The sequence below is a fragment of the Streptomyces sp. AC627_RSS907 genome, from assembly GCF_019049165.1.
Window position 1 is genome coordinate 2437 of record NZ_JAGMUE010000191.1, and the last position, 2536, is coordinate 4972.

The following is a 2536-nucleotide window of genomic DNA, read 5'->3' on the forward strand; positions in this document are numbered from 1 at the left end:
CTCCTTCTCCGTCGCCCGGTCCTCCTCCTGGGCCCCCTCCACGTGCTGGGCCGGCCGCTTGGGCAGCGCGAACATCAGCAGGAAGATCACGGCCATCACGGCGGCCACCCAGCCCAGCGCGTTCTGGAAGGCGTCCGCGTACGCCGGGCCGATGCGGGCGGGGGTCAGACGGTCGCTCATCGTCCCGAAGAAGACCACCGACACCAGCCCCAGCCCCAGCGCGTTGCCCATCTGCTGCACCGTGTTGATGAGCCCGGACGCCGCTCCGGCGTGCTCGCGCGGCACCTGGGACAGCACCGCGTCCGTCAGCGGGGCGACGATCAGGCCCATGCCGACACCCATGACGAGCAGCGGGAGCGCCATCTGCCAGGAGGTGATGCCGAGCCCGTACCGCTCGGACTCCCAGATGTAGAGCAGCACTCCGGCCGCCATCACCAGCGCGCCCGCCTGGAGCACCTTGCGCCCGAAGCGCGGGACCAGTTTCTGCACCGACACGCCGGCCGCCGTGGAGACGGCGAGCGAGAACGGTACGCCGGTCAGACCGGCCCGCAGCGGGCTCCAGCCCAGCCCCTCCTGCATGTACAGCGTCCACACCAGGAAGAAGATGCCGAGCGCGACCCCGAAGACGGTCTGCACGACGATGCCCGCGGCGAAGCTCTTCACCTTGAACAGCGACAGCTCGACCAGCGGCGAACCGTCCCGCGCGCTCTTGCGGCGCTCGTACGCCACCAGCACCGCGAGCACGACGAACGCCCCGGCCATCGAGACGTACCCCCACAGGGGCCAGCCCAGCTCACGGCCCCGGGTGAGCGGGTAGACCAGCATCAGCAGGCCGAGGGTGACAAGTGCGACACCCACCAGGTCCAGCTTGAGGGCGCGCGGGGCCCTGGACTCGGTGATGAAGCGGCTGCCGAGGACCAGGCCGACGATGCCGACCGGCAGGTTGATGAGGAAGATGGGCCGCCACTCGAGCCCGAAGAGGTTCCACTCGGTGAGCAGGGCACCCAGCAGCGGTCCGGAGACGGCCCCCAGTCCGACGATCGCACCGAACAGCCCGAACACCTTGCCGCGTTCGTGCGCCGGGAAGGTGGCGTGCACGATCGACAGCACCTGCGGCACCATCAGCGCCGCCATGGCCCCCTGGAGGATGCGGGAGGCGACCAGCATCTCCGGGTTCACGGCGAGGCCGCAGAGCGCGGAGGCGACGGTGAAGCCGCCGATGCCGGCGAGGAAGACCCGCTTGCGGCCGTGGATGTCACCGAGCCGTCCGCCGGTGATCAGGCCGGCGGCGAAGGCGAGGGCGTAACCGGCGGTGATCCACTGGATCTGGCTGAAGGAGGCGCCCTCGTCCTGCCGGATCGAGGGGATGGCGATGTTGACGATGGTGACGTCGACCAGGTCCATGAACGCCGCGGTCATCACGATCGCGAGGGCGAACCACCGACGGCGGTCGCCCGCGTCGGACCGGGCTGGTGAGGGGTCCGAGGTGTGCGTGAAGGTCATGAGAGGAAGCTAAGGGCCCAGTAGGTCAGATCACGTCCTAGATCTGCGGCATCCTCGGACGCATGACGACGGACACTCCGGCTCGGCTCCTGACGCTCCTCTCCCTCCTCCAGACGCCCCGCGAATGGCCCGGCGGCGAGCTCGCCGACCGGCTCGGGGTCTCCCGGCGCACGGTCCGGCGGGACATCGACCGGCTGCGCGAGCTGGGCTACCCCGTGCAGGCGTCCATGGGCGCCGACGGCGGTTACCGACTGGTGGCAGGCAAGGCGATGCCGCCGCTCGTGCTCGACGACGAGGAGGCGGTGGCCATCGCGGTCGGGCTGCGCGCCGGGGCCGGGCACGCCGTCGAGGGCGTGGACGAGGCGTCGGTACGGGCACTGGCCAAGCTGGAGCAGGTGCTGCCGGCGCGGCTGCGGCACCGGGTGACCACGCTCCAGACCGCCACGACACCGCTGACCAGCGGGGACGGACCGACCATCGCCCCCGAGACGCTGACCGTCATGGCCTCGACGGTGGCCGGACGGGAGCGGCTGCGGTTCGCCTACCGCGCGGGCGACGGCACCGAGACGCGGCGCGTGACGGAACCGTACCGGCTGGTGTCGACGGGGCGCCGCTGGTACCTGGTCGCCTACGACCTCGACCGCGACGACTGGCGGACCTTCCGGGTGGACCGGGTGAGCGAGCCGTTCGCGACCGGGGCGCGGTTCGCTCCGCGGGAGTTGCCGACCGGGAGCGCCGCGGAGTACCTGCGGCGGTCGATGCAGCGGCGGGGCGACTCCTACGGGATCGTGGTCGAGTTCGACGCGCCGGCCGAGGTCGTCGCGGCCCGGGTGCCGCAGTGGATGGGAGCGCCGGAGGCGGTGGCCGGTGGTTCGGCGTGCGTCCTGCGGGCGACCGTGTCGGACTCGGTGGAGTGGATGGCGGTGCGGCTCGCGATGCTGGGGGTGGAGTTCCGGGTGCGGGAGCCGGCGGAGCTGGTGGAGTGCGTACGGGACCTGGCGGCGAGGCTGGGGCGGGCGGCGGGGGTGGAAGG

At 72.0% G+C, this 2536-nt stretch carries 2 protein-coding genes; one reads left to right on the forward strand and one right to left on the reverse strand.

What is annotated here, in order from left to right:
- Nucleotides 1-1503: MFS transporter (locus tag KUM32_RS31355; protein WP_217145347.1), on the reverse strand; the 1503-nt coding region annotated here is incomplete at its 3' end.
- 62 nt (nt 1504-1565) lie between these two features.
- Here KUM32_RS31355 and KUM32_RS31360 point away from each other — a divergent pair.
- Nucleotides 1566-2536: YafY family protein (locus KUM32_RS31360; RefSeq protein ID WP_217145348.1), on the forward strand; the 971-nt coding region annotated here is incomplete at its 3' end.